Genomic DNA, 19,994 nt, shown 5'->3' on the forward strand with positions numbered 1-19,994 from the left:
CCTCAGTAGATTCAGGCAAATTTGTCGGATCTTTGAGTCATCAGGCTAGGAGTAGGGCAAATAGGCCACAGAGGGCAATCCCATCCAGGACTCCTGCTCCACCGATACTGAGGGTGCCCGAGGATAGGCGCTCAATTTCTCGGAGGTGCAGTAGATCTGCGCCAATTAAGGTACCCAAAATGCCCCCAGCAAATGCCACACTCGGGGCTGCCACGCCCCCAATGAGCCAGGCACACACCACCGCTGTCAGTGGAGCCACCATGGCATTCATGCGGATGCCAGTGCCGGGGACGACTTGGGCGGCCGAATAACTGACTAAGGTGACGATGGCCGTTGTGACCAGGATGGCCAGGGCATGACCTCGGGTGATCTGATAGAGGGCCAGGATGATGGGAATGAGGCCGCCACCAACATTGAGGGCCACGACGGAGCGTTGAGGGCCCCAGCTCATGCCCACGGGCTGCAGGTTCTTCTGATAGAGGGGGATATTAATGCTGCTGCCGATGACAATGGCGGCCAGCAGGAGAATCGCTAACCCAGGGGCAAAACCTAGTTTTGTGACAGCCACGGTCACCATATCCACGGTGAACCCAGTGATGGCCAGGGGGAGCAGGAGCATCACAAATAAAAATAATACGATTGGCAAAACAATCATGGTTAGGATGCTCCTGGTTACTAAATGGGTGGCTAAACTGAGTAGTGCCTGGTGTGGTTGTGAGCAAATGGGTTGTTGCAGCAACTGTTGTCATAACTGTTTCACAGCCTTTGTTGCCATGCCTTTTGGCCACGGGCTGTGTGTCTGTTACCCTTGTCACTGATTTATTGTGGCGTGGATATGAGCGTGCATGAAGTAGAAAACGCCGTACTTGGTGGGGGCGGGTGGCAGTTATTTGTCATGGATATCTCTCGCTTTCAGCCATGCCTGATGTGGTGAGCGATGTGCGTCAAGCTATATCTGCCCTGGCGGCCATATAGTACGCTGATAGACCTAGCTGTTTCGTTGTCGGCATTATCAACATGTCTGTTCGTGTTCGGATTGCTCCGAGTCCTACTGGCAATCTTCACATTGGTACCGCCAGAACTGCGGTGTTTAATTGGCTGTTTGCGCGTTCCCAGGGCGGTACGTTTATTCTGCGGGTGGAAGATACGGATCTAGAGCGGTCTAAGCCTGAATACACCCAGAACATTATGGAAGGCCTGCGGTGGCTAGGTATGGACTGGGATGAGGAGCCGGTCTATCAGACCCAGCGGATGGGGCTGTATCAGCCAAAAATCCAAGCCCTGTTGGATCAAGGCCTGGCCTATCGGGCCTATGAAACCCCGGACGAACTGACGGCCATGCGGGAAAAGCAAAAGGCTGGCAGTGAAGCGCCCCGGTATAACAATCAGCACCGTGACCTCACCTCTGAACAAATTGCCGCCTTTGAGGCGGAGGGGAGACAGGCGGTGATCCGCTTCAAGATCGATGACGACCGCGATATTACCTGGAATGATATGGTGCGTGGCCCGGTGCATTGGAAAGGGCGAGATCTAGGGGGTGACATGGTCATTGCCCGAGCGTCATCCAGCACAGAAATGGGGCAGCCCCTCTATAACTTTGTGGTGGTGGTGGATGATGCGGATATGGGCATTACCCATGTGATTCGTGGTGAGGATCATGTGGGCAATACTCCTAAGCAAATTTTGCTCTACGAAGCGATGGGGATGCCGGTGCCGCAGTTTGCCCATACGCCGCTCATCCTGAATGAGAAAGGGGCGAAGCTGTCTAAGCGGGATGGGGTGACGTCCATTTCTGATTTCAAGGCCATGGGCTTTACCCCCGAGGCCTTGGTGAACTACATGACCCTGCTGGGGTGGTCTGCCCCCGAGGCTCAGGAGATTTTTACCTTGGATCAGGCGGCCAAGCTGTTTAGCTTTGACCGGGTGAATAAGGCCGGGGCTAAGTTTGACTGGGATAAGTTGGATTGGCTCAACAGCCAGTATCTCCATGAAAAATCTCCAGAGGACCTGCTGCCGTTAATGGAGCCTTACCTCAAGGAAGCGGGCTATGAGTTTGATCTGGCCACCGACCGCGATTGGTTATTGAAGCTGGCTGCCTTAGCAGGACCTAGTCTCACCCGTCTGAAGGACTGTGTGGAGCTGGGGCGCTTTTTCTTTGCCCCGACCATGGACTTTGCGGATGCCGCCGTTGAGCAACTTCAAAAAGACGGGGTGGCTGATGCGATGCAGGCGGTGTTAGAGGCGCTGCAAGCCCATGGCGGTTTGAATGAAATCAGTGATGCTCAAGATCTGATTACCCAAGTTACGAAGACGTTGGGGGTGAAAAAAGGGGTGATTATGAGATCGCTGCGGGCGGCGTTGATGGCCGATATGCAGGGGCCTGATTTGGTGGAGTCCTGGTTGATTTTGCACCAGCGGGGCTTTGATCAGGGGCGTTTGGAACGTGCGATCGCACTAGGCCGCTAACCCATCTGTTGCTGGTTCAGTACGTAACGCATTGCTTCTTTCTGAGAATTTACGTTACATTTAGTAAACAATGTAACCAATAGAACCTGTCTGATCTAGAAAGTTTTCATTTTTGGGATTTTTCATCAGTACATCGGTTTGAAAGTCTGTTTGCAGGATGGGCATTACCATTCCTGGGCAGCGGCAGTTAGGACGATTAATTACAACGAGGCCACCGAGATATGAAGCTTTCTTGGAGAGTCATTCTGCTTTGGACGTTGCCAGCCCTGTTAATTGGGTTTTTCTTCTGGCAAGGGTCCATGGGCGGAGACCCCGCAAATATGAGTCGTAATAATACGGCCAATACCCGTATGACCTACGGCCGGTTTTTAGACTATATAGATTCTGGTCGGGTGACGGCGGTTGACCTCTATGATGGCGGTCGCACAGCCATTGTTGAAGCGGTTGATCCACAGCTCGATGACCGTGTGATGCGCTGGCGCGTGGATCTTCCTGGCAGTGCTCCTGAGCTAGTGGAGCGCCTCCGCGATTCAGACATTAGCCTAGATTCCCATCCTCCCCGCAATGACGGTGCGTTGGTTGGTGTTTTAGGGAATCTACTGTTTCCGTTCCTGCTGATTGCCGGTCTATTTTTCTTGTTCCGTCGTTCTAATGGTGGTGTGGGTGGTGGCCCTGGCCAGGCGATGAACTTTGGTAAGTCCAAAGCTCGGTTCATGATGGAAGCCAAGACCGGCATCATGTTTGATGATGTAGCCGGGATTGATGAAGCAAAAGAAGAACTAGAAGAAGTAGTGACCTTCTTGAAAAAGCCTGAGCGGTTCACTGCTGTGGGTGCTCGGATTCCTAAGGGTGTCCTGCTGGTGGGTCCTCCTGGAACGGGTAAAACACTTCTGGCCAAGGCGATTGCTGGAGAAGCGGGGGTACCGTTCTTTAGTATCTCCGGTTCCGAATTTGTCGAGATGTTTGTGGGTGTGGGTGCTTCCCGGGTCCGTGACCTGTTTAAGAAGGCGAAGGAAAATGCCCCTTGCATCATCTTTATTGATGAAATCGATGCGGTGGGTCGTTCCCGTGGTTCCGGCATTGGTGGCGGTAACGATGAGCGTGAGCAAACCCTCAACCAGATGCTCACGGAGATGGATGGTTTTGAGGGCAATAGCGGCATCATCGTGATTGCAGCCACTAACCGGGCGGATGTGCTCGACTCTGCCCTACTGCGTCCCGGCCGTTTTGACCGTCAGGTATCGGTGGATCCGCCCGATGTTAAAGGTCGGATCGCTGTGCTGGAGGTCCATGCCCGCAATAAGAAGCTGGCGGAGGATATTTCGTTGGATACAATCGCCCGCCGCACCCCTGGTTTTACCGGTGCTGACTTGGCAAACCTGCTCAACGAAGCGGCTATTCTGACCGCCCGCCGTCGCAAGGATGCCATCACCATGCGGGAAATTGATGATGCGGTGGATCGGGTTATTGCCGGGATGGAAGGTACTCCCCTGGTGGATGGTAAGAGCAAGCGTCTGATTGCTTACCACGAAGTGGGCCATGCCCTGATTGGTACCCTGGTTAAAGCCCATGATCCAGTTCAGAAGGTAACTCTAATTCCCCGTGGTCAAGCCCAAGGTTTAACTTGGTTTACCCCCAGTGAAGACCAGATGCTGATTTCACGTTCTCAGCTGTTAGCCCGGATTACCGGTGCCCTGGGCGGCCGAGCTGCCGAGGACATCATCTTTGGCGATGCTGAAGTTACCACGGGTGCGGGCAATGACCTGCAGCAGGTAACTTCCATGGCTCGGCAAATGGTAACTCGCTTTGGTATGTCCTCCGAACTGGGTGCCCTCGCCCTAGAGAATCCCCAAGGTGAAGTCTTTCTGGGTGGTAGTTGGGCGGGCCGTTCGGAGTATTCCGAAGCGGTGTCCAAGCGGATTGACGAGCAGGTGCGGTCCATCGTTAGCAAGTGCTACGACGATGCTAAGCGTATGGTTGAGGAAAATCGGGCTGCTGTCGATCGAGTGGTGGATCTTCTGATTGAGAAAGAGACCCTTGATGGGGAGGAGTTCCGCCAGATTATTGCAGAATATACAACCGTTCCTGAGAAAGAGCGGTTTGTCCCTGTCCTTTAAAGATTCAGCCATCCTATTGACTGGCCGATAGGTCTGGTCGATGAACTGGTCTGAACTTGAGCATCGAAAATGGTGAGGTGGCGTTGTCTACTTCACCATTTTTTTGTTAAAAATTTCATGCCTGTCGCATGGCTCCCCGTACCGTTTTATTTGGGAAACGGCGATCTACAGCCCCGAGCTGGAGGCTCAGCTGGGTTTGATCCAATCGATAGGGATGGCTTTGCGCCTATAGCTGGATCACTTAAATACATCGACAGGAAGACATAGATTTTATGCCTAAGCTTTATTTGGCCATTACTAACCATGGCTTTGGCCATGCCACTCGGGGGGCTTCAGTCGCGGCCACCTTACTACAGCGTTATCCGGATGTGCACATTATCTTGGCGACGACCGCACCCCAATGGCTGTTGCAATCCTATTTACCCACCGATCGGGTGACCTATCGATCGGTGAGTTTTGATATTGGTGTGCTGCAAAGCGATAGCCTGACCATGGATAAGGCCGCCACCTTGGAGAAATTGCAGTGGATTCGTGACCATTGGGAGGAGATTCTGGCGCCGGAGATAGAGTTTGTGCTGAGGGCGGGAGTAGATCTCATATTTGGGGATATTCCTCCCCTGGTGACCCAGCTGGCGAAGGCGGTGGGTATTCCTTGCTGGATGATGAGTAACTTTGGTTGGGATTTTATCTATCGGCCCTGGGGTGGCGAGTTTGAGGCTATTGCCGATTGGATTGCGGATTGTTTTGGGGATTGCGATCGCATGTTCCGCCTCCCCTTCCATGAGCCCATGACCGCCTTTCCCCACATTACCGATGTGGGCCTCACCGGTGGCATCCCTAAACTTACCGCCGCTGCCCTCAGGGACCGCTATGGTCTCACCACCCCGAAGGAGCGCACCATTCTCCTCACCTTCGGTGGATTGGGATTGGCCCAAATTCCCTATGAGCAAGCACTATTGGCCTACCCGGACTGGCAGTTTCTTACCTTTGATCGCCAAGCGCCAGATTTACCTAACCTCCTCAAGGTGACCGACCGTACCCTGCGACCGGTGGACTTGATGGTGATTTGCGATCGCATAGTTTCAAAACCGGGCTACAGTACCTTTGCCGAAGCCTGTCGTGAAGACTGTGGCATTGTAACCATTCCCCGCCAGGACTTTGCCGAAGCGGCTTTGCTGTTGGCAGGCATTCAACGCCATGCCCACCACCAAATCCTAGACAGCAGCGCGTTTTTTGCCGGAGACTGGTCATTTTTAGCCCAGCCGTTAGTGCCCCCGTCCCTGGGCCCGTTGGCTAAGGATGGCAATGATGTGATTGCTAGCGCCATTGGTCAATACCTCAGCTCCGTTTAGATGGAAATCGGGAGTTTTGCCCTCGGTCAAAAATCCGTTCCCCATTGGGACAAGGTGTCATCACCCAAGCTTCTAAAGCGAAGCTATTAGCACCTTGTCCATTGACTGCGCATCATCGGCTGGCATTTGAGTGCCCGTCAAAACAGCATGGCTGAAATCTGCCCCTGCCATCTGAGTGGAGCGGAGGTCCACCTGGCTCAAGTTGGCCTGGTGCAAATTGGCATCCACCAGACAGGCCTCCTGTAGGTTGGCCCCCATGAGATTAGCCCCCGTGAGGTTGGCCCCCCGAAAATTTGCCCCCGCGAGGTTGGCCCCGCGAAAATTGACCTGCTCCAAATTGGCTTCCCTAAACACCGCTTGGCGACAATCCGTTTCCTCTAGGATGCTGTTTTGTAACTGTGTCCGGTATAGGGTTGTGTCCACCAGGCTCGCCCGAGTCAAAATAGCGTTTTGAATCTGGGCATGGCTGAGGTTAGCCTGGTTGAGAATTGCCAAATTTAAGCTAGCCATGGTGAAGTTCGCTTCTGTCAGCACAGCCCCTGTGAGGATGGCGCGATCTAAAATTGCCCTGGCAAAGTTTGTTCGACAGCCATTGATATCCTCCAAGATGGCCTGGGTTAGGTTCGCTTCCCGAAAGTCCGCTGCGGTGAAATTGGCCCGTCTGAAATTGGCCTGCTGTAAATTAGCTGTATAGAACACACTATTTTGTAAGTTTCCATAGCTGAAATTGCAATGGTCCATGTGGGCCATGCAGCCATCGACATCAGTCAAAGATGCCTCACAAAAAGTACTGTGGTTCAAAATCGCTTCCCGCAGATTGCTACCATGCAGGTCCGCCATGGCAAAGTTACTGTTTTCAGCCTCCACCCTGATCAGACTCGCCTCCCTCAGGTTGGCTTCCCGCATGTCCACTTCCCGCAGCTGCGCACAGTCCAGCCTGGTTTGGGATAGGTTGGCGGTGTAGAAACTAGCCTGGGTCAGATCGGCTTTAAATAAGTTAGCCCCCGAAAAATTACTGATGCAGCCGTCTACGTGGCTAAGGTTGATCCTCGGTAACTCCGCCCGAATCAGAAGGGCCTCTCTCAGTTCAGGTGCTTCTGCCTTAGGAGCTTGTAAGCGCCGCCAGTGGTTCCATTCCGCAACACCTTGCATGATGACAATAATGGGACTTGGGGACAGCATGCAGTGGCAAACTAAGTGGTAAATGGTCTAGCCAAGGTCTAAAAGAGCACCTAGTATCTATAGATCCAAGATTCCCCACTCGATAACTGATACAACGCCTAGGATTAGAAACGAGGCTGTGTTTTCAAGGACATTTGTTATCTCTTTATAGAGACCTGTTCTATGCTGAAAAGACATCATGCGTCTCCAATTCAGAGGATATCGCCCATGCCTTCCACCACCTCCTTGACCATTCATTACCAAACGATCCTGACGCTAGAGACCCGTCCCAAGGCTCTTCAGCGTTTTACGATGCAGGTGCAAGATGCCGTCCGTGAATCTAGGGTAACCATGGGGCTGTGTTGTTTGTTTTTACGCCACACCTCAGCCAGTTTGGTCATTCAGGAAAATGCGGACCCCACCGTCCTGATGGATATGGAAACTTTTTTGTCCAAGTTAGTCCCTGAGGGCGCTGACTATCGCCACAATGACGAAGGACCAGATGACATGCCCGCTCACCTGCGCACTGCCTTAACCCATACATCGGAGCAGATTCCCATTACGAATGGACGGTTGGCTTTGGGGACCTGGCAGGGGATTTATCTATGGGAGCACCGGAGCCGGAGCCATCGCCGTGATGTGGTGGTGCATATTACAGGTATTTAAAGACTTTAAAGGTAGCCAGTAGCCCAGACTAAGGGATAAGACTTAGAGGCATAGGACAAGAATGACCATTGATTTGGGGGGAACCCCATCCCCACCGCCAGGGTTTCGCTCAGGATTTGTGGGTATTGTGGGACGGCCCAATGTGGGCAAGTCGACGCTGATGAATTCAATGGTGGGTCAAAAGATTGCCATTACTTCCCCCATTGCCCAAACCACGCGCAATCGTTTGCGGGGGGTGATGACTTTACCCGAGGCCCAGATAATTTTTGTGGATACCCCTGGGATTCATAAACCTCACCATGAGCTGGGCAAAGTATTGGTGAAAAATGCCCGGATTGCGATCAATTCTGTGGATGTCACCCTGTTTGTGGTGGATGGGACGACTGGCCTTGGGAAAGGCGATCTGTTTATTGCCGATATCCTCAAACGCAGTGAAGTGCCGATTGTGTTGGGCATCAACAAGGCTGACCTCCAGTCCGAGTCTAAGGCCCAGATGATTGACATTAGCTACCAGGGTTTGGCCGATGAAAATGGCTGGCCCGTGTGTAAGTTTTCGTCGGTGACTGAAACGGGACTGGATGCTTTAAAGGCAACTCTGATAGAGCGTTTGGAGTTAGGCCCCTATTACTATCCCCCGGATTTAGTCACGGATCAGCCCGAGCGTTTCATTATGGGAGAGCTGATTCGTGAACAGGTGTTGCTCCAAACCCGTGAAGAGGTGCCCCACTCGGTGGCGGTGGTGATCGAGGCGGTGGAGGAAACACCGAAAATTACGAATGTGTTGGCCACGGTCTACGTGGAGCGTAATTCCCAGAAAGGGATTCTCATTGGTAAACAGGGGTCGATGATGAAAATCATTAATACGGCGGCCCGTGAACAAATGCAAAAATTAATTGCGGGTAAGGTGTACCTGGAAGTGTTTGTGAAAGTGCAGGAACGGTGGCGGCAGTCGAGGGTTCATCTGGCAGAACTGGGCTACCGCATTGAAGATTAGCCCATTGCGCACCATGTACATTTCATGGTGCGCAATGGGGTGGATTGGTCAGCAATACAAGGCATGAACAACTTTTGGCCCACCCTATGCTCCAGCTGCAATCATTTGAATGGCCTTGGGCATGGCTGGGTCAAAGCCACTAAAGTCCCAGGAATAGGGATCTTGGGGGTCCACAAGACTCACATGGTAAGGAGCTAGGGTGGTATAGATCGCCTTAGCCTTGGGGTTCACCTGGCGACGGTAGTCCGCTAAACGCTGACTGGGGTGAGATTTGCCAGCCCAGCTTTCGGCATCGGTCCAGAAGCAGAACACATCCACATGGATGCGTTGGCGAATTGCCCAGTCATAGGCAATGGATGCATCGGTGGCCCCAAAGTTGTTGTCGTTGGCTTTGGCTAGGGCCGAACTAAAACTATCGCGAGCGGTAATCTTGAGGTCCCGAAAATCAGTGGCAAAACCACGAATGATATAGTTTCGCTCTGCTTTAGCGGTGGCTAAGGCCAGGGTCGTGGCAATTTCACAACAGGTTAACCCCACGGAGCTAACGGTGTGATAGGACATGGACCCAGACACATCAATGGCATGTAAGAAGGTCTTGCCTGTGGGCTTAACCACCTCAAAGGAACGCTCTAGGGCCGTTTCTAGGATGTCCAGAACCCGAGGAATGGGCTGCCAGGTTTTCTGGCTACGCCCCAGTTGCCCACCAGACTGGTATGTTTTGAGTGCCTTGAGAATGTCTAGAGGATGAATGCGACCCTGACGCAGCTGCTTTTTGCTTTGCAGTCGCTCGGCCACATAGTCTAGATTCTTGTTGCAATGGGTTTGGAGCACGCTCAGGTGGGTGAGGGAACCTAAATTACGCAACAACGCCCCAATCGGCATATCCTGCAATAACAGCTGCCAGGCTGCGCGATCCATCTGACCGATGGGAGCGATCATTTCATGGGTCAAACGACCTTGACGAATGGCATCTAAGGTTAGGGATGGGTCTCTTTTGACCTGCTCATACCACCAGATCTGGGCCATGGCTGCACTGGGGGGTGTCTCGGGAACGGTATCCCAGCCCTGGGTGGCCCAGTTATAGAGGGCTTGGTGTTCGGTAGTCTCAGGTTTAACATGGAACAACCGCAACGCATCGCGATGGGTGTACCCATGGCGCTGTTGGTACTTGAGCAACTGGTAGGCGAGAGCTTTTGGATCTGGATTGGCTAGCCAGCGCTGACCACAGGTGCGGATTAGCTTCCCAAAGCCTCGTAGGCTACGGGTATAGTTGAGCCACTCATAGAAATGGCTGCCGGTGCGCACCACCTGCAAAAAGATCTCCTGGAATGCCTGTTTAGCGGCGGGGGTTTCTCCCATGGACAAACAACACGAGGGCAAATAGGGGGGCGCTGTTGTTGATGGCATGGCCGTTGCTGGCGTACAGAATCTCCTTGGCGGTGCGCTCTGGATCGGTGGCGACGGCCTTATTGACTACATGGGCAAACTCTTCGGTTAGCTCATGTTTGTCGGCATAGAAGCTGCCCTGGGCTGTTCCTAACAACAAACAACGGCGTAACTGTTGCCACAGATTAATTTTGTACTGGTAGCCGCCGGATCGGCCCTGGACCATGTCGGTCTCATGACCGGGGATGGGCTGAGTCTGGGGCGTGTGAGTGGCTCGGGTAAAGAAGGAATAGGTGGATTTCATCGTTCGGCCCTCCTGGGCAACTGTCTGGGGAAACATTTCCATGACCTGGGTGGGTCAAGGATGTTGTGAGGACGTTTTGGGTCCAGGGAGTAGAGCGGGAGTTGCACCCGCATCTCGTCGGATAAAGGGGAGTCGATTACCAGCGATAACCTTCATCCTGCGGCCCATAGGGCAAAATTGCGCTTTACTGTTTAAGCGATCTACTCCAGGCGTGACAGGGGGGATTCGAACCCCCGACCTCCCGCGTTAGAGGCGATAATCCTAATTCGTCGACCCTGACGGATAAGTGGTGAAAAAGGAGTTTAGGTGCTCTATCCACTGAGCTACTGTCACTTGGGTGTCGGTGGTGCGGTAGGTTTCGCAACCTGTTTGCCCCTCGACATGTTTAGAATAGGCCGGCAATCTACCCCCAAGCCAATGCCTGTTTTTATGGGTAAAAGCCTTGTTCCATGGGCGTTTTACAATTGGGGGGAGTCCGTGAGTTAGGGGAGGACCTCAACTTTGCCAAAATTAAGCTACGGTCCGGCGGCAAAACAGCGCACGTTGGCATTGCTGATGGCGCTGGTGGATTATGGCAATGATGAGCTAGAGGTGGCGGATGAAAAGGCCTTGGAGCGGTTGCGATCGCACCTCAATGTACACTGGGCCACGGACCGGCAACTGATTGTACGCACTACAATTCGGCATCTAGAAGTCCTAAGTCAGTTGGTCTCCGGCGAGCATGCCTTGTCCAAAGCCCAAATCAAAACCGCTTTGCACCATTTAGAGCACTATGTGGCGTTGCTCGAGGATAACCGCACCAGTCGCCGGGGTTCGGATGTGTGGCATTTTACGCTGACGCTGGGGGGACACCGCCGCGATCGCACCGCCCTAGTCGATCGGTTTCACCAAACCTGGGAACAGCGGCGTAGCGGTCAGCCGGTTCCAGCTGAGGCCCTAAAAGGATCGCCACTATCGTCACAGCTGAGCCGATCGGACTCCCCAGCGGCACCTAACCCCTGGCAACAGCGGTGTCAGCGGGCGCTGGAGGCTGCCCATGGCTTAACCTCAAATCTACTGACCCCCAACCTTGGCCATGGCGTTGCTGATCTCCATCGGCCGTTGACCCTGGTGGAGCATAGTCTGCACCCCAGTCCGGAAAAGGTTTCTGTGGCTACCGATCAGCTGTTAAACCAGCTGGAGCAGCAGCAGATGCGCCAGCTGGCCATCGTTGGGGAACCGGGAGCAGGCAAAACTACCCTGTTGCAACGGTTGGCCCAGCAAATTTTGGCCCATACCCCCGAGTTGGCGATTGTGATTCCCCTGGCTCAATTGGGCACCCAGTGCTTAGAAGGCTATATCTTGGGCGACTGGCTAAAGCTGGCCCTGGGAAAACGCACTGTGCCCTCCGAGGTGCAAGGGGACTTGGCAGCGCAGATTGAGCAGGGGCGGGTCTGGCTGTTGCTGGATGCGGTGGATGAGATGGTGGATGGGGGAAGTGTTGCGATCGCGCGCTTGGCCCAACAACTGCAGGGTTGGTTGGGCCATGGTCCCATGGTTCTCACCTGTCGCCTCAACCTGTGGGATGCGGGTAAAAATGCCCTGGGTCATTGGCCTGCCTATCGACTGTTGGGCTATGAAAGCTATGGCCAGCAGATTAAGCCGTTTATTCGCCAGTGGTTTTCCGCCCAACCGGAGCAGGGGGAGGCCCTGTGCCAAAAGCTGTCGCTGCCTGAACATAAGCGTTTGCGTAACAATCTGCGGAATCCCCTGCGGTTAGCGTTATTCTGTCGTCTGGGGAGTGGCGGTCAGCTACCAGGGACTCAACACCAGCTTTATCAGCAGTTTGTCACGGCTCTGTATGACTGGCAGCAAGATTCCCTGCCCACCACCTTGCTCGAACAACATCACATTAACCAGACGCTGTCAAAGCTAGCGGTTGCCACCCTCCATGGCTTCACGGTGCAGTTTAATCTCTCCTTGGTGACCCAGACTCTGTTAGAAATTGAGTTGCCCTGGTTTGAGCGTGCTGTTCAGCTAGGTTGGTTAACACCGTTGCCTACCACCACAGGGGAAAAGGTTTACAGTTTTCTCCATGGTACGTTTCGAGATTATTTTGCTGCCCAAGCGATTGATCGGTGGCAACAGTTCACCACGGTGGTAGCGGGCGGGCTACCTATGGTGTTGTCCCACTGGCAGGCGGTCATTTTGCTGTGGTTGGGGCGCAGTGATATTCCCATGGCTGAGAAGAACGAGTTTATGGTTACCCTGGTGCAGTTTCAGGATGGCTGTGGCCAGTTTTTTGAGCATCGAGCCTGGTTGCTGGCGGGGTATGCCTTGGGGGAACATGCCGATTGTCCCCAGGGAGATGAGATTATTCAGCGGCTGATGGCATGGCGTTTTAATCTGACGCGACAAGTTTCACCAATTTTGATTGAAGCGGCCAAGGAAGCCCTGGCTGAATCGGACTTGGAGCGAGTGGTCCAGGGGCTATCTACCCTGGCCCAGGATGACACCCAGAATTTTTTGGATCGGTGGATGGCTGCCTGGAGTTTAGGCCGGAGCTATGTTCCCCAGAGTGAGGTGGCCGTCAAAACGTTGGAAACGCTGTTGCTGAAAATGCGTAGCGATGATCTAAAAATGGATATGGCGCGCCATTTGGGGTCCTTAGTGCCGGATCACCCCCTGGCGATTGAGGTCTTGGTGAACATTATTGAAACGACCCCGAAAGGGGACACCCAATGCAAAGCGGCTCTCCGGCTGGCCCAGGTTGCGGCAGCCCATCCATTACCCATGGTTACCTTGGAAAAGCTGGTGGTGGAGAATTCTAGCTCCCAGTCTAGGCTGAATGCCCTGGCTCAGCTGAAACCGGATCATCCCTTGGTGGTGGGTAGAGCTGTGGGGCCAGATAGGATGCCTAAACCCCGCTACCCTAAGCAGCGAAAGCAGAAACACAGACCAGATCCATCTCGATTGATGGAGAGTATCTTGAGTCGGTTGGAGCAGGGGAGGTGCGATCGCAAACAATTGCATCTAGCCCGTCAGCTGAATCAACTGCAGCCAGGACATTCTGTGGCGATAGACCAACTCTGGCAATGGGTTGCTAAGGTGCCCGAGGATATGGCTGACCTCAAGTTGGCCTGCGAGATTTTAGCAAGCGGTGCTACGGATGCCCAAATTCCTGGCTTGGTGACCAAACTGCGTCCCATCTATGAGCAGTCCATCAATAGTGACCAGGGCCTCGTCTACTTCAAACTGCTTTGGGCCTGGGCCGATGCCTTGGGTTACCAGAAATTTCACACCGCTTGGCATGCGAAGAGACCAGACAGCTAAACGCGATCGCAGCTAGGAATTTGGTTTTGCCAAATTCCTAAAGAGGGTATATTGCGGCTCAAACAACAGTTTTACTGTGCCTGTGGGGCCATTACGGTGTTTGGCGATGATCACCTCGGCCAGACCTCGATCAGGTGTGTCTGGATCGTAATATTCTTCTCGATATAGCATCATGATCAAATCCGCATCCTGTTCAATACTGCCACTTTCACGGAGGTCAGACATCATGGGACGCTTGTTTGTTCTGGACTCTACACCACGACTGAGCTGTGAGAGAGAAATAATGGGGACGTTTAATTCTCGGGCCAGACCCTTTAACGAACGAGTAATTTTGGAGAGTTCTTGCACCCGATTATCACTGGTGCCTTCCATCAGCTGTAGGTAGTCAATCAGTATTAGCCCCAAGGCTCCACCGTTCTCAGCTTTGAGACGACGACACTTGGAGCGCATCTCGGTGACTGAAATATTGGGGGTATCGTCAATAAAAATAGGAATTTGAGAGAGGGAACTAATGGCGTGCCCCAGGGGCTCCCACTCATGTTGACCGATGCGCCCGGTGCGGAGGCGTCCACTTTCAATGCGGGCTTCTGACGAGAGTAGACGATAGACCAGCTGCTGCTTAGACATCTCTAAACTAAAGATGGCAATCGGTTGCTTGTGCCCACCGGCAATATTGCGAGCTACGTTTAGAACGAAGCTGGTTTTCCCCATGGCCGGACGTCCTGCGGCGATGATCAGGTCAGAACGCTGAAAACCCTGGGTCATGGCGTCTAGATCGTAAAACCCACAGGAGATACCGGGCAGCACCATGCCCATGGAGCGCTGTTCGATGTCGTCAAAGGTTTCGGTGAGGATATCGGAGGTGGCGGTGAGTCCTTGCTGGGGGCGTTCTTGGGTGATGCCAAAGATTTTTTGCTCGGACCGGTCGAGCACCGTTTCGATGGGGCTTTCGGTTTCGTAGCCGAGCTGGGCAATTTCGCCGCCGATTTGGATCAGCTTGCGGCGGGTGTATTTGTCCATCACCAGCTTGGCGTACTGGTCGATGTTGGCGGCACTGATGGTGCGGTCAAACAGCTGGGCTAATCGGGATTGGCCACCGGCTTTTTCCAGCAGGTTTTTGTCCTTCAGCCATGAGGCGACGGTCATTAGATCCGTGGGTTTGCCCTTGGCCTGTAGTTCGATGGCAGCGCGGTATATTTCGCGATGACTGACAATGTAGAAGGCCTCGGGCACTAAAATTTCGGTGACGCGTCCGACGGCTTCTGGATCTAGCAAGATGCCACCTAGAATGGCCTCCTCGGCTTCGATGTTCTGAGGCGGTAGGCGATCAAAATCTGCTTGAAACTTACGTTCTTGAGCCATGACGACCTGCAGGGGATACGGTGAAATTTAGCGAAACCGGGTTAGATGCGAAATGGGGTTGAGGCGGACCAATTTGTGGCGAACCTAGGGACGTTGAACCCTGGCCAATGGCTAACCTTAGTATCTTAGATCTCTACATCTAGCGTCAAGGACTGGAATAAAGTCCGGATCATTACACTATAGGTAGTGCAACTATGGGTAGTGCATTCGGGGGAAGTTTGGATAATTGCCAGAAACTAGTTCATTTGTATTGTATCAAATTTGAGGTTGCCGCACTTCAGTGTGACAGATGCCAACGGGCTGGTCTGTAAAACATGGGTCAGCTTCATCATTGATCAATGGGCGTGTAACTGCCACAAAGCCCTAGATCAGCAATTGATCTAGGGCTTTGTGGTGTATTAGCCTGGTCATCCAGTCGGTGTTAGCGGGTTGTTAGCCTCAACTAAGCCACCCGTAGTCTTAATTCGGCGGTGACTTCGCTATGGAGCTTAACTAGGACGGTGTACTCACCCAGCTTGTTGATGGAGGGCACTTCAATGTCGCGCCGATCGATGTCTTTGCCCGTATTGGTTTTGATCAGCTCGGCGACTTCATCAGCGGTAACCGTACCGAAGATCGCGTTGTTTTCGCCCACTTCTTTCTTGATGGTGAAGAGGCCGATGGTTGCGATCGCAGTTTTCATCGCTTCCGCATCTTGCTTAATCTGCTCTAGACGTAGCCGCTCTGCTTCGCGACGGCGCTCGACCTGCTTAAGTACACCGGGGGTGGCACGATAGCCTAACCCACGGGGAATTAAGTAGTTGCGTGCATAGCCAGGGGCCACTTCGATGAGGTCGCCCTGGTTTCCTAGCTTACTAATGTCTTGACTTAGAACTAACTGAACCCGTTTTGCCATAATAATTCCGCTCGGGCCCAGATAAAGCGCGCTTTGATCACATTTTTGAAAGCAGTTTCCCAGCGACTAACGACGGGATTCTGCAATGTGGCAACGGTTTATATGGCCCAGTCTCCTTCTTTGACCCGTTATTAAAACTTGTGCAGTCTAACATTCTATATAACTAGGGCCATCCGAGGCAAATTTATTTAGATTTAGCGGGCGGGTTAGGGTTGACTGTGGGTGGTGGGATGGTAACCACCCCATGGGTTGAAACGGATGGTTGTAGTGAGGTCTCGCTAGCCAGAACTGTGGTGGTGGGATGCGCCCTTGGTTAGATGTTGATTAGAACATGTCTTTCATGCCACGAATTCGCCCAAACACTCGGGCTGGGTCTTTCATTTTGGCGGTGGCTTGCAGTGCGGGCTGGTCCCACCGTAGAAATGGATTGGTCTTTTTCTCGATGCCCAGGAGGGAGGGCACGGTGGCTTCTTGCCGTTGGCGGGCTGCTTGTACTTGGGCGTAACGGTTCTGGAGGTCTGGGTTTTGGCCATCTACCGTGATGGCAAATTTGAGATTGCTCAGAGTGTATTCGTGGGCGCACCAGATGCGGGTGTTGTCTGGCAGTTGTCTCAACTTGTTGAGGGAGTTAACCATTTGGTCGGGGGTGCCTTCAAACAGGCGTCCGCAGCCACCGGCAAACAGGGTATCGCCGCAGAATAGTTCGCCGGGTTCATCGTCCTCGATGGGGGCAAAGTAGTAGGCAATGTGGCCCCTAGTGTGGCCAGGGACGAAGACTACTGTGGCGGTGCGATCGCAAAATTCCACCGTGTCACCACCGTTTAGAAACACCGTCTGGCCCGGAATCCGACCTTGGTCGGCCTCGCTGGCGTATACCGTCGCATCGGGAAACTGCTCTAGCAGTTGGCGATTGCCGCCCACGTGGTCACCGTGGTGGTGGGTATTGAAGATGGCGATCAGTTCAGCCCCCAATGCGGCCAATTTATCCAGCACAGGTTGGGCTTCGGTGGGGTCCACGACGGCAGCGACCGAACCTGCATGGAGCAGAAAAATGTAGTTGTCTGACCAGGCGTTAATGCGGTGGATCTGCATGGGGGAAGATGGACGCGACAAACAAATCTATTATGAAGGATCTGCTGGGTTAGTGCTTTTGCTGGTAGCCTACAATGCATATTCGGTCAATCGGTCACCCTCATTTTTTGTCAGAATTGGGATAAACCTTATTCCCGCCCAGAACGGTTGTTTCACCGTAGGCGAATCGACCGGTTGAACCTGGGCTGCGGTTTTGTCGATGCTTTGGTGCTATGCCCTACTGCCTCAACTGCGATTATGCTCACAATCCCGATGGCGATCTCTATTGCCATCAATGTGGTGCTTTGTTAGCGCTGAGGGGGCGGTTTAATATTTCGCGCCAAATTGGTGAAGGCGGGTTTGGTAAGACCTATTTGGCGGCGGACCTGGATAATCGTCATAAATCCTGCGTGGTGAAGCAGCTGGTGCATCAGGGAGAGAATCCTGTTGCTGCCCAGGAGTCTCGACGGTTATTTGAGCAGGAGGCAGAGCGATTAGATCAGCTGAATCATCCTCAAATTCCCCAATTGCTGGCTTATTTTGAGCATGATCAATATCTATATCTGGTGCAAGAATTTATTGATGGGCACGATCTCCAGGCTGAGTTGAGACGGCAGGGGGCCTTTACGGAGGCTCAGATTTGGGAAATTCTGAGGGAACTGTTGCCGATTTTGGCTTTTATCCATGGTCATCAGGTGATTCATCGAGACCTAAAGCCGGAAAATGTGATGCGTCGGGAGTGCGATCGCAAACTCTTCCTCATCGACTTTGGTGTGGCCAAGCTACTGGCCGAAACAGGCAATATGGGCGGCACCGTCGTGGGCACCCCAGGCTATGCCCCACCAGAGCAAATGCAAGGCAGAGTCAGTCCCGCCAGTGACCTATTTAGTTTGGGGATGATCTGTTTTCATTTGTTAACCCAAAAAAGTGTTTATCAGTTGTTTCAAGCGCATAACTACACTTGGGTGGATCACTGGCAACGGCATTTGAATGCCCCCATCAGTCAACGGTTAGAACAGGTGTTAGCTCAACTCCTAAAACTGGATGAGAAGGAGCGTTACGTCACCGCTGAGGATGTTCTCCAAGCGTTAAATGACCAGAAACCGGTGGTCAGAGATGCTAGAAAAGAGTCATCGAAGATATATCCCTTTGTCCGGACAGCCAAGTCTGCCAAAACCAGGCTGCAACAACAGACTACATTGTTTGCGCGACCCGTTCACAAGCTGCTGCTGGTCTTCGGTGTGGCAGGGGTTTTAGGTGCTGGCCTTTGGTATTTGCTTCGGCCTCAGCCCGATGCATCGTCTCCCAAGATAGCGCTGCTGCAAGGTTGGTCTGAATCTGTGCTGGAAAGTTCTCCCCCATCGACTGCTGACGACTCTTCCAAGCCGATGGCTGAAAGTTTTGCTCAAGTGACCCAGGTACCTACGGGCATTTTTAACTATGGTGGTAGTACGACCTGGGCTCCGATTCGGGGTTCAGTGGATGTGGAGATTCAGACCGCGAGACCTGAATTTCGCTTACGGTATGTACCGCCGGAGGATGTACCGCCTTCCAGTCAAGCGGGTTTAGAGATGCTGGTGCAGGGCAAGGTGGATTTTTCCTTAGCGTCTCGTCTGCCGTCGAATGAATTGCTAGAGGAGCTAGCAGCGAAGGGGATAAACATCAGACTTGTGCCGGTGGCGGAGAACTTTGATGTGGCTGCGGTGAATCTCGACCTGGCGGTGGATCAATTAACGATTGATCAGCTCAATGCCATTTTGGAAGGTCGGGTTCGTAACTGGCGTGAGGTGGGAGGACCTGACTTAGAGATTACTCGGTTTGACCGTGATGTGAATGAGAACTTTATGGATACGCGGCCCAATCTGGAGAGTGACAACATGAAACTGTTTACGACTCCCTCCGAGGCTGTGGGTACCGCGCCTGATTTTCCAGGGGGGATCTATGTGCATACGGCGGCTATGTTGATCCCGCAATGTTTGATGAAAACGTTGACCCTGGTGAATGGGGAGGGACAAAAGATTATTCCGTACCAAGAGCCATTGGTCCCGGCTGAGCAATGTCCGATTCAGAAAAATCAGGTGAATCTGGCGGCACTAGGCAGTGGTAATTATCCTAGACAGTTGCAGGATACGCTCTATGTGGTGATTAATCAGAATGGTGGTATGGAGCAGCAGGTAGGTGAGGCCTATGCGAACTTTTTGTTGTCGGATGAAGGACAAACACTGTTGGAAAAAGCTGGGTATCTAAAAATTCGACAATAAGGTGTAATGCAAAAAGCGTAAATGTATAATGCATCTACACTATACAGTTCAGTCAAGAATTGCTCCTATGATTGATGATAGGCCTAGCGTAGGAGCAATTTACTTTTTGCAATTTGAAAGATAACCGTTATTGAAATGCATAAGTTTCCTCAGGGAGATACATTAGTCTCTTCAACGCTTCCATATTTCTCCTTGCAGACGGAATAAATCTTCGAAGCAGGTAGTTTAGTACTATGTACAGGATAACGACCAAGCTCAACGGCGGCAAACAAACCTGGCATCTCATACCCTTCAATCTGAGCCGCGATGGTCTGCTGCAATTTTTCCACCCGATTTTCTAGGAATTCAATATGCGCTTCGATATCTTCATGCAATGACTCCATGGTGGTTTCTAATCGAGTCTTCTCTTGTGCAATTATCTCTTGTATACCTTCCAATCGCCGAGTCATTTGCTGCAACTCTGCACTCTCTGGTGCAGCAGGAACCCAGGCTCTGGGATGCATCGCCTGACAAAATCGAGCAATGGTGCCACTATCAGCACTATCCGTTTTAGTGCGACTCAGTTCGCTGTACTATCCACACTAACTGACTTGCGACATAACGATTGAGTTCAGCGGCGGCAAGTAATTTTTGTCTCCCACCAACCA

13 protein-coding genes, 1 tRNA gene and 1 pseudogene are annotated in these 19,994 nt (G+C 52.6%); 7 read left to right on the forward strand and 8 right to left on the reverse strand.

What is annotated here, in order from left to right; all coding sequences use genetic code 11:
* Positions 1–40 precede the first annotated feature (40 nt).
* Positions 41–655, reverse strand: coding sequence for a DUF1614 domain-containing protein (locus VB741_RS20030; protein WP_323366974.1), 615 nt, complete (start codon positions 653–655; stop codon positions 41–43).
* 362 nt (positions 656–1,017) lie between these two features.
* Here VB741_RS20030 and gltX point away from each other — a divergent pair, with 362 nt between their 5' ends.
* From gltX to VB741_RS20045, 3 genes are all read left to right on the forward strand, one after another.
* Entirely contained in the window at positions 1,018–2,466 is a 1,449-nt protein-coding gene (gene gltX / locus VB741_RS20035) for a glutamate--tRNA ligase (RefSeq protein ID WP_323366975.1), read from the forward strand.
* 221 nt (positions 2,467–2,687) lie between these two features.
* Complete coding sequence (gene ftsH2, locus VB741_RS20040; RefSeq protein ID WP_323366976.1) at positions 2,688–4,583, forward strand: ATP-dependent zinc metalloprotease FtsH2; 1,896 nt, start codon at positions 2,688–2,690, stop codon at positions 4,581–4,583.
* Positions 4,584–4,855: 272 nt separating this feature from the next.
* The gene (locus tag VB741_RS20045; protein WP_323366977.1) at positions 4,856–5,935 is read left to right on the forward strand and encodes a glycosyl transferase; all 1,080 of its coding nucleotides are present in this window, start codon (positions 4,856–4,858) and stop codon (positions 5,933–5,935) included.
* A gap of 72 nt (positions 5,936–6,007) precedes the next feature.
* Here the strand turns inward: VB741_RS20045 and VB741_RS20050 are convergent, their stop codons facing one another.
* Complete coding sequence (locus VB741_RS20050) at positions 6,008–7,117, reverse strand: pentapeptide repeat-containing protein (RefSeq protein WP_323366978.1); 1,110 nt, start codon at positions 7,115–7,117, stop codon at positions 6,008–6,010.
* Between the two features lie 207 nt (positions 7,118–7,324).
* On the opposite strand from VB741_RS20050, the gene VB741_RS20055 reads away from it, so the two are divergent.
* Complete coding sequence (locus VB741_RS20055) at positions 7,325–7,762, forward strand: secondary thiamine-phosphate synthase enzyme YjbQ (protein ID WP_323366979.1); 438 nt, start codon at positions 7,325–7,327, stop codon at positions 7,760–7,762.
* Between the two features lie 61 nt (positions 7,763–7,823).
* On the forward strand, positions 7,824–8,756 hold the full coding sequence (gene era / locus VB741_RS20060) for a GTPase Era (RefSeq protein ID WP_323366980.1): 933 nt from the start codon (positions 7,824–7,826) through the stop codon (positions 8,754–8,756).
* A gap of 84 nt (positions 8,757–8,840) precedes the next feature.
* On the opposite strand, the pseudogene VB741_RS20065 reads toward era, so the two are convergent.
* Together VB741_RS20065 and VB741_RS20075 are read right to left on the reverse strand one after the other, a co-directional pair.
* Positions 8,841–10,446, reverse strand: a pseudogene (locus VB741_RS20065) (TROVE domain-containing protein).
* Positions 10,447–10,656: 210 nt separating this feature from the next.
* Positions 10,657–10,779, reverse strand: a tRNA-OTHER gene (locus tag VB741_RS20075).
* 168 nt (positions 10,780–10,947) lie between these two features.
* Here VB741_RS20075 and VB741_RS20080 point away from each other — a divergent pair.
* Positions 10,948–13,758 (forward strand): NACHT domain-containing protein, encoded by a 2,811-nt coding sequence (locus tag VB741_RS20080; RefSeq protein ID WP_323366983.1) that lies wholly within the window; start codon positions 10,948–10,950, stop codon positions 13,756–13,758.
* A 12-nt stretch (positions 13,759–13,770) separates the two neighbouring features.
* Here VB741_RS20080 and dnaB read toward each other — a convergent pair whose 3' ends face one another.
* The 3 genes from dnaB to gloB form a co-directional block, all read right to left on the reverse strand.
* The gene (dnaB, locus tag VB741_RS20085; RefSeq protein WP_323366984.1) at positions 13,771–15,120 is read right to left on the reverse strand and encodes a replicative DNA helicase; all 1,350 of its coding nucleotides are present in this window, start codon (positions 15,118–15,120) and stop codon (positions 13,771–13,773) included.
* 442 nt (positions 15,121–15,562) lie between these two features.
* A complete protein-coding gene (rplI, locus tag VB741_RS20090) occupies positions 15,563–16,015 on the reverse strand; it encodes a 50S ribosomal protein L9 (protein WP_323366985.1) in 453 nt (150 codons plus the stop codon).
* A gap of 324 nt (positions 16,016–16,339) precedes the next feature.
* Complete coding sequence (gloB, locus tag VB741_RS20095) at positions 16,340–17,107, reverse strand: hydroxyacylglutathione hydrolase (protein WP_442786408.1); 768 nt, start codon at positions 17,105–17,107, stop codon at positions 16,340–16,342.
* A 212-nt stretch (positions 17,108–17,319) separates the two neighbouring features.
* Between gloB and VB741_RS20100 the strand changes: the two genes are divergently transcribed.
* Entirely contained in the window at positions 17,320–19,347 is a 2,028-nt protein-coding gene (locus VB741_RS20100; protein WP_323366987.1) for a serine/threonine-protein kinase, read from the forward strand.
* A 149-nt stretch (positions 19,348–19,496) separates the two neighbouring features.
* Here the strand turns inward: VB741_RS20100 and VB741_RS20105 are convergent, their stop codons facing one another.
* Positions 19,497–19,796 (reverse strand): hypothetical protein, encoded by a 300-nt coding sequence (locus tag VB741_RS20105; RefSeq protein WP_323366988.1) that lies wholly within the window; start codon positions 19,794–19,796, stop codon positions 19,497–19,499.
* Positions 19,797–19,994: the final 198 nt, after the last annotated feature.

Origin of the sequence: Leptothoe sp. PORK10 BA2 (assembly GCF_034932105.1) — a bacterium.
Taxonomy (GTDB): Bacteria; Cyanobacteriota; Cyanobacteriia; order Phormidesmidales; family Phormidesmidaceae; genus Leptothoe.